Genomic DNA, 17,518 nt, shown 5'->3' with positions numbered 1-17,518 from the left:
GATGTTGAAAGTAAAAAACAGCCCACTGAAACCCTTGGCGCTGGCCGCCACCATCGGCCTGACGCTGGCGGGCTGCAGCAGCGAGCGAGCCGAGCCCATGCCGGAGCCGATGCGGGTTGCCACCCTGACGGTGGTCGCCGATGTGCTGGATAATCAGCGAGAGTTTAACGCCAGCGTGGTGCCCGCCGATCTCACCCGTCTGTCGTTTCGCGTCGATGGCAAGATCAGCGATATTGCCGTGCTGTCCGGTCAGAGTGTTAAACGAGGCCAACTGATCGCCCGCCTGATCGACAGCACCGCGCGGGATGCATTGACCGATGCCAAGGCGCAGTATGCGCTGCTGGATCGTCAGCTGCGCCGGGCCCAGACCCTGGCGGGGCAAGATCTGCTGTCCCAGGCTGAGCTGGACGAATTGGCGGCCAATCATCGCCTGGCCAAGGCCAACCTCAAGGCGGCCGAACTGAGCCTGCGTTACACCGAGCTGTTTGCGCCGTTTGACGGCGTGGTGTCCGAGGTGAATAAGAAAGATTTTGAGACGGTGCAGCCGGGCGAAGCGGTGATCACCCTGTATCGCAACGACCGCATCGATATACAGGTCCCCCTGCCCGACGCGCTGCTGTCGCAGGTGGATCCCGGCCAGCCCGATAATCAAGGCTACCAGCCGATAGTACGCGTCGGTGACACGGGTAGATCCTACCCGGCCCACTACCTGGAGCACACGCTGGAGCTGGATCCCAGCAGCCGCACCTTCCATATGTGGCTGACCATGGCGCCCACGGCGGAGCCCATCCGTCCGGGCCAGCCGGTGACCGTGGTGGTCGACATGAAAGCCGCCGAGTTGGATCTGCCCGAGGGCTTTACCGTGCCGATGACGGCGCTGCAAGCCGGCGCCTCGCCAGACGCTTTTTACGCCTGGCGCCTGGAGGACAACCGGGCCACCCGCATCGACGTAACCGTCGGTGAGCTAACCCAATCTGGTGCCCAGATCCTTGATGGCGTCGATGCCGGCGACCGCTTGATCGTCACCGGTTTGTCTCGCCTGCGCAACGGCATGACCGTGCAAGCCATGCCGCAGAACCCCACAACGCAGCCACAGGATCAGCAGTAACCATGAACATTGCCCAATACGCCATTAAGCACCGGGTGATCAGCTGGATGTTCCTGCTGATCCTCGCGGTGGGCGGCTTTAACGCGTTCAACAACCTGGCACGGCTGGAAGATCCGGCCTTTACCATCAAAGAATCCATGGTGATCACCGCCTATCCGGGCGCCACCGCCGAAGAGGTGGAGGAGGAGATCACCTACCCGCTGGAGCAGGCGATCCGTCAGCTGCCCTACGTGGACTTTATCGTTTCGACCTCGTCGCCAGGTCTGTCGCAGATCCAGGTATCAATGAAGATGGATTACGGTGCCGACGAGTTGCCGCAGATCTGGGATGAACTGCGCCGCAAGGTGAGCGATCAACAACCCATGCTGCCGCCGGGCGCCCAGCCAACTCAGGTGATGGATGATTTCGGCGACGTCTATGGCGTGATGCTGCTGCTCACCGGCGAAGGCTTCGACTACACCGAGCTGAAACAGTACAGCGACGTGCTCAAGCGCGAGCTGGAGCTGGTGGACGGCGTCGGTAAAATTCAAGTGGAGGGCGATCAACAAGAACAGCTGTTTGTTGAGATCTCGCTAAAGAAACTGGCGGCGCTGGATCTGGATTTCCAACAGGTAATCGGCCTGCTCAACCAGCAAAACGCCGTGCTCGATGCCGGTAAGATCACCATCAATGGCGAAAGCCTGTACCTGCGCCCCGGGGGACTGGCGTCCAACATCGATCCCATCATTCATGGCCGCGACAGCGGTCAGTTGGTGCGCCTGTCCGATGTCGCCGACATCTACCGCGGCCTGGAAGAGATCCCATCGCATCTGCTGGCCTACAACGGCGAATCCGCCCTCTCCTTTGGCATCTCCTTCAGTGAAGGCGTCAATGTGGTGGAAGTGGGCAAGCGACTCGATGCCCGCATCGCGCAGCTGGAGCTGTCCCGCCCGGCGGGTCTGGAGTTGCACGCCTTATACGATCAACCCAAAGAGGTGGAGAGCTCGGTCAACGGCTTTATCCTCAGCCTGGCGCAGGCGGTCGGCATCGTCATCATCGTGCTGCTGTTTGCCATGGGGCTGCGCAGTGGCCTGATCATCGGCCTGGTATTGTTGCTGACCATGCTCGGCACCTTCATCGCCATGGATTACGTCGACATCGAGCTACAGCGGATCTCGCTGGGCGCGCTGATCATCGCCCTGGGGATGCTGGTGGATAACGCCATCGTGGTGGTGGAAGGGATCTTAGTGGGGCTCAAGCGGGGCCGGACTAAGCTGCAAGCCAGCATCGACATTGTCCGTCAAACCGCTTGGCCGCTGCTGGGCGCCACGGTGATCTCCATCATGGCCTTTGCGCCCATTGGCCTGTCGCCGGACGCCACCGGTGAGTTTATGGGATCCCTGTTCTGGGTGCTGTTTTTCTCGCTGTTCTTAAGCTGGATCACCGCCCTGACACTGACCCCCTTCCTGGCGGATCTGATCCTGCCAGAGCAGGTCGCCGAGGACAGTGACGAAGTGGAAGATCCCTACAAGGGCCTGCTGTTTGTAGTGTTTGGCACCACCCTGAAATGGGCCATTAAGCACAAGGCGGTGACCCTGGCGGGCATGTTTGCTTTGCTCATTGCCGCCGGTGTCGGTTTTGGTCAGGTAAAGCAGGCGTTCTTCCCGCCGTCGAACACGCCCATCTTCTATCTGGATATGTGGCTGCCCCAAGGCACCGATATCCGCACCACCAGTAACAACCTGAGTGAAGTGGAAGACTACCTACAGCAACAAGAAGGCGTGGAGTTTGTTTCCTCCACCACGGGCCGCGGCATGGGGCGCTTTACCCTGACCTACATTCCGGAGCACAGCTACGAAGCGTTCGCCCAGATGCAGATCCGCATGACGGATCGGGACAGCCAGACGGCACTGATGAACCAAATTGACACTGAGCTGGCGGATCGTTTCCCCCAGGCCCAATTTCAATTGCGCCTGATGGAGATAGGCCCGGCTCCCGCCGCCAAGATTGAAGCAAGGCTGATCGGACCGGATCCGGACGTGTTGCGCGAGCTGGCTGATGAGGTGCAGCACACCCTGGCGCAGGATCCTGGCGCGCGGAACATTCGCCATAACTGGCGTGAGCGGACCAAGGTGCTGGTGCCGGTGATCAACGAGTCCCAGGCCCGACGTTTAGGGATCACCAACGAATCCATCGCCACCACCCTGCTCAGTGCCAACACCGGCTCACAGGTCGGCTTGTACCGCGATGGCACCCGTATGCTGCCCATTGTTGCCCGCTTGCCGGTTGATGAGCGGGGCGATCTGGAGTCGTTGGATAACCTGCGGATCTGGAGCCCGGTGCTGCAATCCTATGTGCCGATCCAGCAGGTGATCAGCCGCATCGACATGGAGTGGCAGGACTCGCTCATTCAGCGCCGGGATCGCAAGCGCACCCTGACGGTGATGGCGGATCACGACATTCTGGGCGACGGCACCGCGGCGGATCTGTTTACCCGCATTCAACCTAAGGTTGAGGCCATCGAGCTGCCACCGGGCTATGAGCTCAGCTGGGGCGGGGAATATGAAGCCCAGGCAGACGCCGAGCAGATGCTGTTCAGCTCCCTGCCAATGGGGTACCTGATCATGTTCATCATTACCGTGTTCCTGTTCAACTCGCTGCGCAAGCCCTTGGTGATCTGGTTAACCGTGCCGTTGGCAGTGATTGGCGTCACCATCGGTCTGCTGGCCACCAACAACCCGTTCAGCTTTACCGCACTGCTGGGCCTGCTGAGTTTGTCGGGCATGGTATTGAAGAACGGCATTGTGCTGATGGATCAGATCAATAACGAGCTGGACTCCGGCAAAGCCGCCTATCAGGCCGTGGTCGACAGTGCCATCAGCCGGGTCCGTCCCGTCTCCATGGCGGCGCTGACCACGATATTGGGGATGATCCCGCTGATGGCGGACGCCTTCTTCGCCTCCATGGCGGTGACCATCATGTTTGGTCTGGGTTTTGCCACCCTGCTGACGCTGATCGTGGTGCCGGTGCTGTTTGCCACCTTCTACCGGATCACCCCGCCGACCGCGGAATAAACCCGAAAAAAGCCGCCGGCACCTAAATGGTGGCGGCTGCTTTTCCGTCGCCCCGACGAACGGCGTCACCAACGCCCTTCGTCTTCGCGGCTAGCCTGCCGCTTTCGCCGCGATCAATGCCTGTCGCTCCGACTCAGACAGAAAGGCGCTCGCCACCCCATGCCGTTGAATGCGGCGACATTCCTCCTGCGTCAGACCCGCCTGCTCAGCCATCACCTCATACTCGTGGCGTAGCTCGATCCCTTCCACCGCGGGATCGTCGGTATTGAGCGTCACCGGCACCCCGGCAGCGAGGAACTGCTTGGCCGGATGTTGCGCGATATCGGCCACTGTGGTGGTCTGAACATTGGAGGTCAAACAGGTTTCAAACGCGATCCTATGCTTGGCCATATACGCCAGCAAGGCGGGATCATCCTTCGCCTTGACGCCATGACCGATCCGCTCTGCTCCTAGGGTTTTAATGGCGTGCCAGACATTCTCTGCTCCGCCCGCCTCGCCCGCGTGCGCGGTGATATGAAAGCCCGCATCCCGTGCGATAAGGAAGTGATCGTCAAACAGAGCGCCCGGTTGCCCCAGTTCGTCGCCGGCCAGATCGATCGCCACCAGCTTGTCTCGATGACTCAAACACGCCTGCAGCTCGGCATGGCAATGATCTGGCCCAAAGGTTCGACTGAGGATCCCGATCAACTGCGCCTTGACGCCCAGCGCTCGACAGCCACTGCGTACCGCGTCGGCAACGGCTTCGATCACCCCTTCCATCGCTAAACCATGGCTGCGTGCCATGAAGTGGGGCGAGAAGCGTAACTCGGCATAATCTATCCCAGCCCGCTTGAGATCCTCGATATTTTCATACGCCACCCGATGGACCGCGTCATAGTCCTTCAGCATAGTGACGCCAAAGTCCACCTTGGCGAGAAAGCTCATCAGATCCGGCGCGTTATCCGTGATCTGAATATGGGGGATCAGACCGGCCAAGTCATCGGCAGGTAGGGCCAAGCCATGCTGCTGTGCCAGTGCCCAGATGGTTTGTGGGCGAATGTTGCCGTCTAGGTGGCGGTGAAGATCCACCAAAGGGTAGTGAGGATCGATCATCGTGCACTCCTGTTTGATCCATGCTCTGTGGATCTTCGCTCACGGCTCAGCACGCAAGATGGGACACCTTTCGCCAATGGCAAGCGAGCTTAAGGGTTACTTCCTGATGGCGTTAAGCCTAGCCGGATCTCAACCGGCCATCAGCTGCAATTGAGCCAGCTCTCGATACAAGGGATCTTGCACCATTAGAGTCTCGTGCTGACCCACCGCCCGGATCTGCCCCCGCTCCATGACCACCAAGCGATCCGCGTTGGCCACCGTCGCCAACCGGTGCGCAATGATCAAGGTGGTGCGCCCCGCCATCAAGGTCTCCAACGCCTCTTTCACCTTGATCTCATTTACCGCGTCCAGCGCCGAGGTGGCTTCATCCAACAACAAGACGGGCCGATCCGCCAAGATGGCGCGGGCGATCGCGATGCGTTGCTTCTGTCCACCCGACAGGCGCACACCACGCTCGCCCAGATAGCTGTCATACCCCTGCGGCAACTCAGCGATAAACTCCTCCGCTCGCGCCGCCTGACACGCGCGCTCTACCTCCGCCAACGTCGCCTCGGGTCGACCATAGCGGACATTCTCCAGCACCGAAGTGGCGAAGATCACCGGCTCCTGCGGTACGAGGGCAAATTGCGCGCGCCACTGCTGGGGATCGCACTGCCATGCGTCCACGCCATCGAGACAGATCTGTCCGGAGCGAGGTCGATAGAACAGCTTTAATAACTGGAACAGGGTCGATTTTCCCGCGCCGCTGGGGCCGACAAAGGCGACCCGCTCGCCCGGTGCAATGGTGAGCTCAAACTGAGATAAAACGGTTCTTTCCGGCGCGCTCGGGTACGCAAAACTCAACCGCTGAAACTGAACCTGACCCCGAACCGGCTGTGACAATGGCGTCGGCGTGGTCGGCTTGGTGAGCTCGGGTGTCTGCGCCATCAACTCCCGCAGGCGCTCACTGGCCCCCGCCGCCTTTTGGATCTCGCCGATCACCTCACTGATGGTCGCCACCGCCCCCGCCACCAGCACAGCGTAAAACATAAAGGCGGTCAGCTGACCGGCACTGATCCCCCCCGCCAGCACATCTTGCGCGCCGACCCAACTCACCAGAGTAATGGCCGTCACCGACAGGATCATCACGGCGGCGATCAGGCCTGAACGATAGCTGATCCGCTGACTTGCAGTGTCCATCACCGCCTCGATCTGCTCAGCAAACCGCCGCCGATCGATCGCTTCATGGCCGTAGGATTGCACCGTCTGGATCTCATGCAGGGTTTCATCAATGGTGGCGCCCAGATCTGCCACCCGATCCTGGCTCGCCTTGGCGAGTCGACGCACCTTGCGCCCGAAAAAGAAGATCGGACCCAACACCACAGGCACCGCCACTAACACCGCCAGGGTCAACGACCAACTGGTCACCGCCATCATCACCACGCCGCCGATCAAGGTCAGCCCTGAGCGCAGCGCCATCGACAAACTCATCCCCACCACAGTTTGTAATACCGTGGTGTCAGCGGTGAAGCGCGAGATCACCTCACCGGTACGTGCCGTTTCAAAGAAGTTGGGCGACAAGCGAAGCAAGTGCTCGTACACACTGCGGCGAATATCGGCACAGACGCGCTCCCCCAGCCAGCTCATCAAGTAAAAGCGTACAAACACCGCCACGCTGCCGACCAGATTGATCGCCAACACGACCAACATCATCCGGTTCAACGCGGCGGCATTGCCAGACAGAAAGCCGTCGTCGATCAGAAAGCGCACGCCCTGCCCCAGCACCAACCAAGCGCCCGAGGCGATCAGCAAGGCCAGCAATGCCCCCCCAACCCGCCAGCGATACGGTTTCGAATAGCCCCATAACCAAACGGTCACCGCCGTTGACTGCCGATCCTTCACGTGTACTCCCATTCTCTGTTCTGAGTCGCCACAGTGCGTGAAGCCCAAACGCAATGCAAGCGGGTCATCGGTCAAGGCCGAGGATCAAAAAAGGCGATCCGAAGATCGCCCCAACACTCAGGTTCAACTCAACCTCTAGAAGTTGTAGCGAATGCCCAATTTCACCTGCCAAGTTGACGCTTGTATATTGTACGTATCCCAGTTATTTCGGTCGGTATTCACACCGGAATAGACATACTGATCCGCGTCGGCATCGTAATCAAACTTTACCAACTCTTTGTCGTTATACGCCTGAGTACGAACCAAGCCCCAATCGTCATTCAACAGATCTAGCACATTTTTCACGTCCAAAAATGCGACAAAACAATGCGCTTTCGCAAAGCGGGGCAGCGCTTGCGTAAAGCGGAAATCCAACAGCGAAACCCATGGTTGATCTCCAGCCCCTTTCGGCGCAAATCCGCCAGCATACTAGCCAAGACCCGCGGCTGTAACTGCGGTTATAAATTGCTCGTAGCTCATGCCATCATAACGGACACTGTCATCGTCCGTGCCGGTTGAGATGTAGATCAGCTCATCGTAGATCCCGAATTGATCGCCAAAGACACCAAACGGTCCAGACAGGGTGTAGGTGATTGGGTGAAAGTAGAGCGGTCGCGCCGAACCTGAGACGACGCTAAGGTGATTCTAGCCGAAGCCGCTAAGCGAAAGCCTTGGTGCGGCAATGCGATGCACCTGGCTCTCGTAACAGTCCAACGGGTCTCAGATATTCATGCGCTGCAGTTTGCCAATGTCGAGGGGTACTTTCTCAAGTTTGAGCAAGCAAAAACCGGTACCCGCTTGGCGCTGCCATTGGCACTGCACCTTGACGTGCTGGGAATGTCTTTTGGGGACGTGATCAGCCAATGCCGTGATCGGGTTTTATCCCGCCACCTTATCCACCACTCCCGCAATTCAATCAATGCGCCACCGGGCGCCGTCGTTCACCAAAACACCATCAGCAGCTCCTTCCAACTGGCCCGCAACAAAAGCGGCCTGAGGTGTGAAAAGGTACACCACCAAGCTTCCACAAGCTGCGATCCCTCTCCGCCTGCTTCTACCATAAGCAAGGGATCGACAGCCAAACCCTGCTGGGCCACAAAGACCCACGGATGACCGAGAAATATCGAGACAGCCGAGGCGTGGAATACATCACGCTGGCTGTGTAATGGCCTTGTTCAGTAGCTAGCCCCAAAATTCGCCTGTTGCTGTTATAGCCCCGGATGAGACTGGCCATCACAGGCAGCGCTCGCCCCATTCCAGCCTGTTAGCAAAAGCTAATTTATGGCTCTGGAGCACGCCGGGTTTTAGGCTAATGGCTCAGGGCACGAGTAGCCGTTTAAGGCATGCTGATCTCACACCTCGGCATGCTTTACTCATGTGCCAACTTAAGCGGGTCAACGTCCCTATCCACTTACACAGCAAAAGAACCGTCGGATCTATTCGGCACCCTCTGAGCTCGATGCCATGGGTTCCTGCACGCTCTTCGTCTCGGACGGTCGGGGTAATTTGATGACCGATTTTTGCAGGATCAGCGAGTTGGGGTAGGTGATCAACCGGTCGCCCTGGCGCATGATCACGTGAAACAGGGCGATCTCCTCGATCTCACCGGAGATATCGTCGTCCTTGTCCACGATCTTGACGTAGTCGCCGACCCGGTAGGGAAAGGCAAAGAAGATCACGAAGCTGGCGGTGATGTTACTGAGGATCGACCACTGGGCGAACAGCGCGACGCCGACCACGGCGAAGATGGAGGAGGCCACCACCGCAAACTGTTGGTATTCGATCCCCAGCACCACAAACAACGCCAGGACAAAACCCAAGGAAAGCAGCATGCGGGTGGTTCGGATCAGGTAGCGCACCCGGTAGGCGGCAACGCCGCGGGCCTGGCCATAATTTTCGATCCCCAGCTGTACCAGTCGGCTGGTAAAGGCATACGCCAGGATGAGTACGGCGGCAAAGATCCATTGCATCATGAGTCCCTCAAAATGTTGTTTTCCGGTTGTTCTGTTTAGGCCAGGCCGGGTTCATCCACGTCCTGAATGACGCCATCCATCAGGGCATCGTCGAACAGGGAATCTATCTGAGCCAGGGCTTCCTTGGCCTGTTGTTTTTCGAAGTAGGCCAGGTGGTAAAGCGCATCGCCCTCATTAACCACCGGCAAGGTGTTTTGGCCTATGACGATCCCCTCTTTGGGGGCGACTAAGCTGAATTCGCTGTGGCCCAGGGGCGAGGAGATCTTGGCTAATACGGCGCCCCGTTTGACCTTGGCACCGAGGGCGACCTGGCTGCGGACGATCCCGCCTTGCTCGGCCCGAACCCAGGAGGAGGAGCCTGCCACCACCATGGGGACTTCGGCTTGCCGTCGTCGCGGCAACATGCCGAGGCTGCGCATCACCTTGATGGTGCCTTTGACTGCCAGGCTGATGGCACTGTTGTCAAAGCGCAGCGCTTCGCCGCCTTCAAAGGTCAGTACCGGGATCCCCTCAGCCTGTGCTACGGCGCGCAGTGAGCCGTCCCGGGTTGAGGCGTTGATCACCACGGGGGCGCCAAAGGCTTCCGCCATGGCCCGGCTGGCCGGTTGGTCCAGATTGACCCGAAGCTGCGGCAGATTGGTGCGGTGTACCGCGGCGGTGTGCAGATCGATCACATGGCTGCAGCGCACCACTACCTGAGAAAAGAACTGATGGGCTAATCGGGCGGCGATGGAGCCCTTGTTCGAACCGGGAAAGCAGCGATTAAGATCTCGCCGATCAGGCAAATAGCGACTTTTTTGAATAAAGCCGAACACATTCACCACGGGCACCGCCACCAGTGTGCCTTTGAGCTTGCTGGGATCCACCATGGCGAGGATCTGGCGCACCACTTCAACGCCATTGAGTTCATCGCCATGGATGGCGGCGCTGAGCAGCAGCACCGGCCCCTGTAGCCGGCCATTGACCACTTCGACCGGAATGGTTAAGGGGGTGTGGGTGTACAACTGGGCCACGTCCAGTTCAAGGGTTTGGCGCTGTCCCGGCGCGACACACTGTCCCGCAAATTCAAATCCCTGATTGCTTTTAGCCCTTGCCACGGGTGCGTGTCCTCTCTGGTTTTGCGTTCTTCTCGATGTACTCGATGATCATGCCGGCGACGTCTTTACCTGTGGCCGCTTCGATCCCCTCCAGGCCGGGCGAAGAGTTCACTTCCATCACCAGCGGCCCACGGTTGGAACGCAGCAGATCCACCCCGGCAACCCGCAACCCCATCGCCTTGGCGGCTTCCACCGCGGTGCGGCGCTCTTCCGGGGTGATGCGGATCAGTGAGGCGTTGCCACCGCGGTGCAGATTGGAGCGAAACTCCCCTTCGGCCCCCTGACGTTTCATCGCGGCAATCACCTTGTCGCCGATCACAAAGCAGCGTATGTCGGCGCCATCGGCTTCCTTGATGAACTCCTGCACCATGATGTTGGCCTTGAGGCCGAGAAAGGCTTCGATCACACTCTCCGCGGCCTTGCGGGTTTCCGCTAGTACCACGCCGATCCCCTGAGTGCCCTCGAGCAGTTTAACCACGACCGGGGCGCCGCCGACCATGTCGAGCAGATCCTTGATGTCATCGGGCTTGCTGGCAAAGCCGGTGATGGGCATGCCGATCTTGCGCCGTGACAGTAACTGCAGTGAGCGCAGTTTGTCCCGGGAGCGGGTGATGGCCACCGATTCATTGACTGGGAACACCCCCATCATCTCGAACTGGCGCAACACGGCACAGCCAAAGAAGGTCACTGAGGCGCCGATCCGGGGAATGATGGCGTCAAACCCCTCCAGGCTTTCCCCCTTGGAGTGGATGCTGGGGTTTTCGGAGTTGATGTTCATGTAGCAGCGCAGGGCGTCGATCACCACGGCCTGATGGCCGCGCTGCTCGCACGCTTCGATCAGCCGCTGGGTGGAATAGAGCGAGCGGTTGCGGGACAGAATGCCGATCTTCATGGTTGGGGCTCTCCAAGTAGGTAGGAGGAATCGGAGTCGATCAGCAGTCGGCCACGCATGGCAGTGCGGCCGATCAACATGCGGAATTTCATGGTGTCTCGATTGGTAATGGTCATCTCAATAGGCCAAAGGTCGCCGCCCAGTTGCATGGGGGTGAGGATCACCGGCCGGTTTTCGACGTGGCCGCCGGAGTCGGTCACATTGCGTTGATCGACGATTGGGGCCTGGCAGATCAGCACGGTTTCTTCATCGCCCTGATTCGGGTGAAGATGAAACTCCAGCCAAGGCTCGCCATTATGTTCATACGTTCGGGTATAGAAGGCATGCAGACACGAGGTGCGGGCGCCGGTATCGAGTTTCGCTTTGATCCGACTGACGCCAAGCTCGGGCAGGGCGGCCCACTCGCGCCAGCCTGCAGTTTGCTTAGTTTGCTTGGATTGGCCTTGGGGGGTATCCATTATTGTTTTCCTTATTTCGCTGTTTGCTTAGCGCCTGACGGGTCACGAAACCAGCACCAGGCTGCCCAGCCCCAAAAACGTAAAAAAGCCGACCACATCCGTGACGGTTGTCAGTACCACCGAGCCGGAGAGTGCCGGATCCATCTTGCGTCTATCTAAGATCACCGGGATGGCCACTCCCGCCAGGGCGGCGACGGTGATATTGATGGCGATGGCCACCGCCATCACCAGGCCCGTGGCCAGATCGCTAAACCAGAGGCCAGCGACGGCCCCAATCACCCCGGCCCACAGCAGGCCGTTGAGCAGGCCGACGCCCAACTCCTTTGCCAGCAAGGCGCGCAGGTTACCCTGTGACAGTTGGCCCATGGCCAGACCTCGGATCACCAGGGTCAGGGTTTGGCTGCCGGCAATACCGCCCATGGAGGCGACGATGGGCATCAGTACGGCCAACGCGACCACTTGCACCAGGGTGGCTTCAAACTGGCCGATCACCCAGGAGGCCAGCAGCGCGGTTAACAGGTTGATCCCCAGCCATACCGCTCGGCGCTGGCTGCTTTGCAAGACCGGGGAGAAGAGATCCGTTTCCTCATCCAGACCCACGGTGGCCATCAGGCGTGACTCATAGGCTTCCCGGGTTAATTCCAGCGCCAGTTGCAAGGTAATTCGCCCTTGTAAATGACCCTCTTCATCGACCACGGGCAGGGCGGCTAGGCCCGAGTGTTCGACCGCTTCGGTGGCGTCGACCAGATTGCTGGCGGTTTGCAGTGGCGCGATCTCAGATCCTGTGGTGTCGCCCAGTCGCTGGGACGGCGGCAGAGCGATGAGCTGTTTCATCGAAACCATGCCCAGATAACGGCCTTGGCCGTCGACCATATAGGCATGATCACTGAACGGCTCGGTGGCGCGTTGTAGCGCCCGCAATGCGTTTTCTGCCCGGATCTTGGGCGGTAGCAAGACCAGATCATGGTTGAGATACCGGCCGATCTGATCGTCGCTGTAGCGACTGGCCTGCTCGAACCAGTGCCGCTGGTTTTGCGACATGCGTGAAACGGCGTCGTCCACCAGGCTCTCGGGCAGATCGTCGACCAGTTCGATCAAGGACTCCGCATTCACCCGCCCCAGCAGTTGGGTTAGGACCGGCTCGGGCAGCGTGCGCAAAATCGCGGCCCGCGCTTGGGCCCGCATCGCGACCAACACATCAACCTGCGCCTCTGGGGTGACTTGCTCCCAGCGCTCTAGACGCTCGTCAATTGGCAGGGATTCCAGCAATAGGGCGATCTCACCCGGTTCGATCTGCTCTATGGCGTGCTCGAACAGGGGGCCCTGTTGGGGTCCCGTTGCCAGATTCAGTCGTTCGACGAGTTGGCTGATCTCTTCGCGGGTGTTGTCAGTGTCTTGGGGTAAATCGGTCAAGCGCTACTCCGTTGGGGTGCCGATACGCTGCCGTCTGGGTGTGGCAAGGTTGTTAAAGTAATACGCTCAAAACGTTATTGGTACAACGTTTTTGTGTGGGAGTGTTGAGCTGCTCTGTGTGCCGGGGCAGCGCATTGCTTTGAGCTCGCTCCGGTGCCGCTCTTTATCGCGAGGGTGTGTTGGAGGTATGTTGAGCACAAAGGGCCGCCGCGTTGCCTCTTTCGATGCAACGCGGCCTTAAGAAGCGGGAAAGGGACGGGTAACACGCTATGCAGGGATTGATCATCGGCCGCTGCTTTGATGGCCAGGGCGTCACCGAGGTAGACGATGTGGTGTTAGGTATGGATGGGCGCAGTGACGATCAATGCCTATGGCTGCATTTTGATTACACCGCCAACGAAGCCCGTGAGTGGATTGAGCAGCACAGTGGGTTGGAGCCGGTTGCCAGCGAAGCGCTGCTGTCCGAAGCCAGTCGCCCCAGGGTGACCCAGTTAACCGATGGGGTACTGCTGAATCTGCGGGGGGTCAATCTCAGTCCGGGCTCCGAGCCGGAAGATATGGTGGGAATGCGGTTATGGACCGATGGCCACACCATTATCAGCACCTGTCGGCGGGCGTTGTTGTCGGTGATGGATGTCGCCGAACATTGGCAACGGAACGAAGGGCCAACGAACGTCGGTGAGTTCCTGGTGCTGTTAACCGGTCAGTTGATGACGCGGATGCAGGGCACGATCGAAGATACGGAAGAGCAGATCGATGCCATTGAGGAGCAGATGTTGCTGCACGATGATCTGGGCATGCGCAGCCAGATAGCGGAGGTTCGGCGCAGTGTCATCGCGTTGCGGCGCCATCTTTCACCGCAAAAAGAAGCGCTGCATCAGTTGCAGTTGATCAAGGCCGACTGGTTGACTCAGGAGCACCGTCAGGCATTGCGCGAGGTGGCGGAAAATCAGATGCGTTACATTGAAGGGTTGGACTCGGTGCGCGAGCGTGCGGTGGTGGCCCAGGAGGAGCTGAATAACCGGTTAAGCGAGCGGATGAATTCCAGGATGTACGTCTTGTCGCTGGTGGCCGCCATCTTTCTGCCGTTGGGTTTTCTGACCGGGCTGCTTGGGGTCAATATTGCCGGGATCCCCGGACAGGAATACCCTCTCGCCTTCTGGATCTTCTGCGGGTTAATGGTGGTATTGGTTGGCTTTCAGTGGTGGCTGTTTAAAAGAAATAGATGGCTTTAGATCCGAAGCGTTCATTGGGCTCTGCGCACTCAAGTCTCATTTTGAGGTGAAGGAATGATCAATAAATCATATTGAAAAGTGTCCATCAGTTTGTCGCAGGTGCTGCCGATAACTTGCCGATTGAAGTAGCCTCGGGAGCCGAGCCCAATCACCAAAAGGTCGATTTGATGGGTTTGGCAATAGTTTGGGATGGTGTCAGAGGGATCTCCGTACAACATATGCGCATCGATGTTGCGCCAATGCTGCTCTGCCATAAAGTCTTCGACGACTTGCCGATGGGTCGCCTGGATGATGGTACGGTATTTGACTAAGAAGGGGGGCGTAAAGCAACTGTGTACGACCGAAAAATCCCCATTGAGCTTGCGCTTAAAGGCCAGAGCCGTGCGTACAACTTCAGTGTCAATGTTGCCGCTTCGGTCACCTCGATGGAAGGGATCGATCCCGGCCAAGATGGAAACAGGGTTGTGCCAGTTTTTATCCCCCAGTACGAGCACAGGGCAGTGACTGTCCTCGATGAGGTTGCGCAGCAATGGGGGCAGCGAATTGTTGGAGCAGAAAAACAGTAGCAGCTCGGACGACTTGGCGGCAGCGGCCTTCTGCTGAAACGCGCTTTTGCTCCATGCAAAATCTACCGAGATCAGGGCATTCTCAGACAGCAGTGGCGCGGTGATAGACGCCGCCCACTCTTTCACACTGTTGCGATACTCTTCAGCCACAGCGCTTAACTTGGCGTCTTCGAAAAAATAGAATCGCTGGAGTGGCGGGGATTCGGCGTAAACGACGATCTCGCAGCGTGCAAGCACCTGATTGGTCAATGCGGCGAGCTTGGCGCGGATGCGATCCGGGTTTCCTTTAAACGCGTAAATAAAAAGGGTTGCTTGGTACATTTGGAAATTCCTGGAAGGCAATCACTCGACGAGAGACAAGCGCAGTAAAGCGTCTCAAAATATCAGTATAGACTTGTAAATTGATACTTTTAAATTGAGCCATGCCGGTCTGACGACTCAGGACTCATTGAATCTCTCGCAACAATGTGAATATTGCGCCACTCCCTTCAAGAGTGCGGCTTACTTTCATTGAGAAGTCGAACCTCCCGTTGCGGGAAGGGGATCTCAAAGCCATTTTCCTGCAGCGCCTCCAAGATCATCAACATGAGATCACCACCCACTCGATTTTTGCCATCGTCGATCCCCACCATCCAGAACTCGACAAACATGTTGATCCCAGAGTCACCGAAACTGTCTATTTCACAATCCGGGCGCTCTTCCTGTGCGACATCTTCGCCGCTGAGCACCTGCGGATGAGCGGTGACTACGGTCTTGATGATCTCGACCAGCTTACGCACATCGGTATGGTAGGCGACCGAAAAGTCGACACGGTAACGCTGCCGTTTGTCCTTGTGGGTCCAGTTGATAAAGGCCCCGGTAATGAACTTGTCGTTGGGGACGACGATGTCTTTGCCATCATAAGTCTCCAGAGTGGTTGCCCTCATGCTGAGCTCCCGAACTACCCCCATTGAGCCGTCATCAAGTTCGACATAATCCCCGATGGCGACGGAGCGATCGATCAGGATGATGATCCCGGAGATAAAGTTGGAGGCAATCGCCTGAAGCCCAAGGCCTATCCCGACCCCCAAGGCACCGCCAAAAACCGCCAAAAACCGCCAAAGCGGTCAGATTGACGCCGAGTATTTTCAGCAGCAACAGAGAGATCACGAAGAAGATGGTGATCTCCAGCAGCTTTGAAGCCAGCTCGCGAGTGCGTGCATCCAATTCCTGGCGGTGAGCGATGAGCTGCCGGCCGGTCTTGCTGCTGATCCGGCCCAACCAGAACAACAATGAGCCAAAGATCAGGATCCGAGCGATGCCGTACACGGAGATCTCGACGTTTCCCAGACCGATGGAGATGCTATCCAAGATAGCGATCAGTCCATCGAGCCAATCGATCAAGTGCAGAAACAAAATGGGCAGGCCGATCCAGCGGAAGATCCTCGCGGCCACCCAGCTGTTGATGAAGTTCTGGATCAAGGAGTTGACGAAGATCAGCACCGCCACCGTCAATGCGGTGTGCACGAGCCAGCCCTGCGCAACGGTCGTCTCAGTGAGTTCCAGGGAGAGGCGCAACAAGAAGATAGCGATGACCGGGAAGAGCAATCCGCTTAACTTGACCCAGAAACGTCGCCAGTGCAGCGCCGGGCCAGCTTGGACTTTGGGATCCAACGCTGGGGCCAGTTTGCGGATGCGACGAGCGATAAAGTAGGCAAGGACATAACTCGACAGAATGATCGCGATCTGTATGTAGGTGTCCGCTTCAATGACCGCTGCGTTGGCTTGCTCGATAAGTGGGTAAAGATGATCCCATGTCATAGTTGGCCAAGCTCCAAAAGCCCGTCGGTCTCACAGGTACTTGTTTAAGCCTGCAGTCCGGTTTGATGATTTGTCCTGATTAAACTGGATCCTAGTCCAGCTATGGCCGATCTGTCGTCCGGGCCAAGGCTGGATCAGGTGTGGCGAGAGTTAGGTAACCTTAGTCAACTCTCGTCAAAGGCTGAGCAAGGGCCGAGCCAGCGAGGTCATGTGGTGTCGGGAAGCGTTTGCCATGATCCGATACGCTAAATAGCTGATCCTAAATATGCTCCACTTTCTCGTAAGCCCAAACACCACGGGCTTTGCTCCGGCTCTTAGGAACCAGGGCCTAGATCCTAGTTCCTAAGAGCGCCGCGCCCCTCGGCACCCAGCAACTAGCACAGCAGCCGGGGTGTAGCACAATTTGGAACAGTTATTTAGACCAATGCGACGCCTCGATAATATCGGCATGGCGCCGTGTGGGTGTCGAACTGAAGTGTGTCAGGCTCATCTAGATCGCGGTGCTTAAGGCGCGAAACAGGACGTGACGCAGTGCGATTGATCAGTGGCACAGCGCTTTAGCGCTTCTCGCATCCGTTCGTACCGCACCGAAGCGTGACAAGTTGAACGAACTAGAATGAAAGCAAGATCCACACGGCAACCCGCTATAGCGGACCATCGATGGAGTGCAGTTTCGGCTGTTTCGACATGAACGGGAAGCCACGGTGATTGGAATGTCTGGATCCCCAATAAAGCGCACTGGAAACCCACTTCCGTGCCATAAAAAAGAGATGCGGCGTTTGGGTCGGGATCTGACAGCGTTGAGTGAGTGTGATGTGTGGTTCGATTAGGACCGACATCGGTCAATGTCGATGGACTCTTTGGTGAAATTGTAGCGGCTCGCGTAGGTAAACGAGCCAGCAAGGATAGTG

The 17,518-nt window shown here is 58.1% G+C and carries 14 protein-coding genes; 3 read left to right on the top strand and 11 right to left on the bottom strand.

Annotated elements, in window-relative coordinates:
• Position 1 precedes the first annotated feature (1 nt).
• A complete protein-coding gene (locus ABEA08_RS08365) occupies positions 2 to 1,108 on the top strand; it encodes an efflux RND transporter periplasmic adaptor subunit (RefSeq protein WP_345334842.1) in 1,107 nt (368 codons plus the stop codon).
• Between the two features lie 2 nt (positions 1,109 to 1,110).
• Complete coding sequence (locus ABEA08_RS08360) at positions 1,111 to 4,161, top strand: efflux RND transporter permease subunit (protein ID WP_345334841.1); 3,051 nt, start codon at positions 1,111 to 1,113, stop codon at positions 4,159 to 4,161.
• Positions 4,162 to 4,251: 90 nt separating this feature from the next.
• On the opposite strand, the gene add is transcribed toward ABEA08_RS08360, so the two are convergent.
• The 8 genes from add to ABEA08_RS08320 all read right to left on the bottom strand — a co-directional run bounded on the left by add (position 4,252) and on the right by ABEA08_RS08320 (position 13,006).
• Positions 4,252 to 5,253 carry an adenosine deaminase gene (gene add / locus ABEA08_RS08355; RefSeq protein WP_345334840.1) on the bottom strand — a complete coding sequence of 334 codons (1,002 nt, stop codon included), beginning with the start codon at positions 5,251 to 5,253 and terminating at the stop codon, positions 4,252 to 4,254.
• A gap of 129 nt (positions 5,254 to 5,382) precedes the next feature.
• Positions 5,383 to 7,146, bottom strand: coding sequence for an ABC transporter transmembrane domain-containing protein (locus ABEA08_RS08350; RefSeq protein ID WP_425557345.1), 1,764 nt, complete (start codon positions 7,144 to 7,146; stop codon positions 5,383 to 5,385).
• Between the two features lie 123 nt (positions 7,147 to 7,269).
• Positions 7,270 to 7,470 (bottom strand): hypothetical protein, encoded by a 201-nt coding sequence (locus ABEA08_RS08345; RefSeq protein ID WP_345334838.1) that lies wholly within the window; start codon positions 7,468 to 7,470, stop codon positions 7,270 to 7,272.
• Positions 7,471 to 8,609: 1,139 nt separating this feature from the next.
• Positions 8,610 to 9,146, bottom strand: coding sequence for a mechanosensitive ion channel domain-containing protein (locus ABEA08_RS08340; protein ID WP_345334837.1), 537 nt, complete (start codon positions 9,144 to 9,146; stop codon positions 8,610 to 8,612).
• A 35-nt stretch (positions 9,147 to 9,181) separates the two neighbouring features.
• Positions 9,182 to 10,243, bottom strand: coding sequence for a succinylglutamate desuccinylase/aspartoacylase family protein (locus tag ABEA08_RS08335; RefSeq protein WP_345334836.1), 1,062 nt, complete (start codon positions 10,241 to 10,243; stop codon positions 9,182 to 9,184).
• Positions 10,230 to 11,135, bottom strand: a complete 906-nt coding sequence (gene rimK / locus ABEA08_RS08330) for a 30S ribosomal protein S6--L-glutamate ligase (protein WP_345334835.1) — start codon at positions 11,133 to 11,135, stop codon at positions 10,230 to 10,232. The genes ABEA08_RS08335 and rimK overlap by 14 nt, the downstream gene beginning before the upstream one ends.
• Entirely contained in the window at positions 11,132 to 11,593 is a 462-nt protein-coding gene (locus ABEA08_RS08325; protein ID WP_345334834.1) for an ATP-dependent zinc protease family protein, read from the bottom strand. Before ABEA08_RS08325 ends, rimK begins: the two co-directional genes overlap by 4 nt.
• A 42-nt stretch (positions 11,594 to 11,635) precedes the next feature.
• Positions 11,636 to 13,006, bottom strand: a complete 1,371-nt coding sequence (locus tag ABEA08_RS08320) for a magnesium transporter (protein WP_345334833.1) — start codon at positions 13,004 to 13,006, stop codon at positions 11,636 to 11,638.
• A 269-nt stretch (positions 13,007 to 13,275) separates the two neighbouring features.
• Here ABEA08_RS08320 and ABEA08_RS08315 point away from each other — a divergent pair, with 269 nt between their 5' ends.
• Entirely contained in the window at positions 13,276 to 14,241 is a 966-nt protein-coding gene (locus ABEA08_RS08315; RefSeq protein ID WP_345334832.1) for a zinc transporter ZntB, read from the top strand.
• 29 nt (positions 14,242 to 14,270) lie between these two features.
• Here the strand turns inward: ABEA08_RS08315 and ABEA08_RS08310 are convergent, their stop codons facing one another.
• The 3 genes from ABEA08_RS08310 to ABEA08_RS08300 all read right to left on the bottom strand — a co-directional run bounded on the left by ABEA08_RS08310 (position 14,271) and on the right by ABEA08_RS08300 (position 16,607).
• Positions 14,271 to 15,128 carry a universal stress protein gene (locus ABEA08_RS08310; protein WP_345334831.1) on the bottom strand — a complete coding sequence of 286 codons (858 nt, stop codon included), beginning with the start codon at positions 15,126 to 15,128 and terminating at the stop codon, positions 14,271 to 14,273.
• Positions 15,129 to 15,295: 167 nt separating this feature from the next.
• Positions 15,296 to 15,877 (bottom strand): mechanosensitive ion channel family protein, encoded by a 582-nt coding sequence (locus ABEA08_RS08305; RefSeq protein ID WP_345334830.1) that lies wholly within the window; start codon positions 15,875 to 15,877, stop codon positions 15,296 to 15,298.
• Positions 15,768 to 16,607 carry a hypothetical protein gene (locus ABEA08_RS08300; RefSeq protein WP_345334829.1) on the bottom strand — a complete coding sequence of 280 codons (840 nt, stop codon included), beginning with the start codon at positions 16,605 to 16,607 and terminating at the stop codon, positions 15,768 to 15,770. Before ABEA08_RS08300 ends, ABEA08_RS08305 begins: the two co-directional genes overlap by 110 nt.
• Positions 16,608 to 17,518 lie beyond the last annotated feature (911 nt).

This window comes from Ferrimonas pelagia (assembly GCF_039543565.1).
GTDB classification, from domain to species: domain Bacteria; phylum Pseudomonadota; class Gammaproteobacteria; order Enterobacterales; family Shewanellaceae; genus Ferrimonas; species Ferrimonas pelagia.
The sequence above is the reverse complement of the archived record's forward strand: the minus strand, read 5'-3'. Positions and strand labels throughout refer to the sequence as shown.

Excerpts from the sequence above, each read along its gene's own strand:
- ABEA08_RS08365 (WP_345334842.1), top strand. The coding sequence starts at position 2 with ATGTTGAAAGTAAAAAACAGCCCACTGAAACCCTTGGCGCTGGCCGCC.
- ABEA08_RS08360 (WP_345334841.1), top strand. The coding sequence starts at position 1,111 with ATGAACATTGCCCAATACGCCATTAAGCACCGGGTGATCAGCTGGATG.
- add (WP_345334840.1), bottom strand. The coding sequence starts at position 5,253 with ATGATCGATCCTCACTACCCTTTGGTGGATCTTCACCGCCACCTAGAC.
- ABEA08_RS08350 (WP_425557345.1), bottom strand. The coding sequence starts at position 7,146 with ATGGGAGTACACGTGAAGGATCGGCAGTCAACGGCGGTGACCGTTTGG.
- ABEA08_RS08340 (WP_345334837.1), bottom strand. The coding sequence starts at position 9,146 with ATGATGCAATGGATCTTTGCCGCCGTACTCATCCTGGCGTATGCCTTT.
- rimK (WP_345334835.1), bottom strand. The coding sequence starts at position 11,135 with ATGAAGATCGGCATTCTGTCCCGCAACCGCTCGCTCTATTCCACCCAG.
- ABEA08_RS08325 (WP_345334834.1), bottom strand. The coding sequence starts at position 11,593 with ATGGATACCCCCCAAGGCCAATCCAAGCAAACTAAGCAAACTGCAGGC.
- ABEA08_RS08315 (WP_345334832.1), top strand. The coding sequence starts at position 13,276 with ATGCAGGGATTGATCATCGGCCGCTGCTTTGATGGCCAGGGCGTCACC.
- ABEA08_RS08310 (WP_345334831.1), bottom strand. The coding sequence starts at position 15,128 with ATGTACCAAGCAACCCTTTTTATTTACGCGTTTAAAGGAAACCCGGAT.
- ABEA08_RS08300 (WP_345334829.1), bottom strand. The coding sequence starts at position 16,607 with ATGACATGGGATCATCTTTACCCACTTATCGAGCAAGCCAACGCAGCG.